The organism is Microcystis sp. M53603_WE2, assembly GCF_030065435.1.
This window is the reverse complement of record NZ_JASJFF010000918.1, coordinates 1-1,485: the sequence shown is the minus strand read 5'-3', so window position 1 is coordinate 1,485 and position 1,485 is coordinate 1. Positions and strand designations below refer to the sequence as shown.

At 45.0% G+C, this 1,485-nt stretch carries 1 protein-coding gene and 1 pseudogene; both read left to right on the top strand.

All coding sequences use genetic code 11. The annotated features are described in order from the left end of the window. Positions 1-304: 304 nt before the first annotated feature. A pseudogene (locus PX481_RS19485) lies at positions 305-447 on the top strand (IS1 family transposase); the annotation flags it as partial. Positions 448-562: 115 nt separating this feature from the next. Further along, on the top strand, positions 563-1,485 hold a 923-nt coding region (locus tag PX481_RS19480; RefSeq protein WP_502888618.1), incomplete at its 3' end, for an HflX-like GTP-binding protein.

Sequence of the window (1,485 nt, the reverse complement as noted above, 5' to 3'; positions counted from 1 at the left end):
TCTAGGTGTCGATAGCCTTGAATACAGGTTCCTTGTAGGTTCAAAAATTTGTCAAGTATCATAAGTAAAATAATCTCGTTTTTGGCTATTATATCAAATTTTAACTCAATTGTCTATCTTTTGGCATTAACCTGTTTGTGCTTTAAGTCGTTCCCTGTATGGATTTCAGCTACTTTTGAGCTTAGGTACTCTCATCGAATTTTATTTTAAGTTAATTATTTGCATAACAATTCCCGAAGAGCCAAATCGGTAAAACCCTACACCCCACACCCCACACCCTGCCCCCACCAACAAACTTTTTCAGCAGACCCTAAATAATACTTTTCGACAACGGGTTTTCCGGTTAGTGAGAGAGAGTCTATCGTTCTCTAAAAAAATGGAGAATCACCTTGGGTATCCCTTTGGTATTTTATCCATGACTACAATACCCAAGGAAGTAAAGGTTAAGCCGTCATCACTACTTCTGAATCAGCACCAAATTAGGTTACACTTCATCTTGATGAGAAACGCCCTCAAGGAGCAGCGAGTCTCATAATCGCTACAATAATAGATAAAATCCTAATTGCGAGGAAAGCCTATCGATACCATCTTCGGCAATACCCAGGGACTGAAAGCCAGTCAGATGAAACAGCTACAAAGGCTGTACCATGAACGCTTGCCTATTGATACTCTCACCACCCCAGAATTCGCCCAAAGACTGGCGGCTATCAGTACCGATATCCATCAACCCCTCTGCACCTATATCAACCGTCGCGGCCAGGTAATTCGTGTGGGAGTGGGAACCCCCCGACAAACCCAATTTTCTCTCTTGGAACTACCCCGCTACGGTTCCGAACGTCTTTGCGGAATTCGTTGTATCGCCACGGAACTCAAGCAGGAACCGCCAAAAGAATCCAGTTTAACCGCCATGGCTTTGCAAAGATTAGACGCGCTGGTGATCTTAACATTAACCGGTACAGGCATGATCCGTCGCGGTGGTGGGGCGACCGGTTATGTGGAGCAAGTCTATCTGGCGCATCTCATACCACAAAGTCAAACAAATGTCAATAGTAATATATACTGGTCTGTCTCCCCTCCCTTAAATCTAGAGGATTTAAGCAAACAGGACTTTTTAGAGTTAGTGGAAGGACTAGAGGCGGAGTTTCAGCGAGAATTTACCGCTATAACCGTTGATAAAGCCGAAGATCGGGTACTATTGGTTGGTTTGATCACCGACGATATCAGCGATCGCCAGTTTGAGGACGGTTTAAGTGAATTAGAGCGTTTAGTTGATACCGCCGGGGGTAAAGTTTTGCAAGTCACCCGACAAAAACGGGATCATCCCCATCCTCAAACAGTGATCGGTTCGGGAAAAGTGGCAGAAATCGCCCTACAGGTGCAAACTTCGGGGGCTAATTTAGTTGTATTCAATCGCGACCTTTCTCCCGCCCAAATTCGCAATCTAGAGAACCAAATCGGGGTGAGAGTGGTCGATCGCACCGAGGT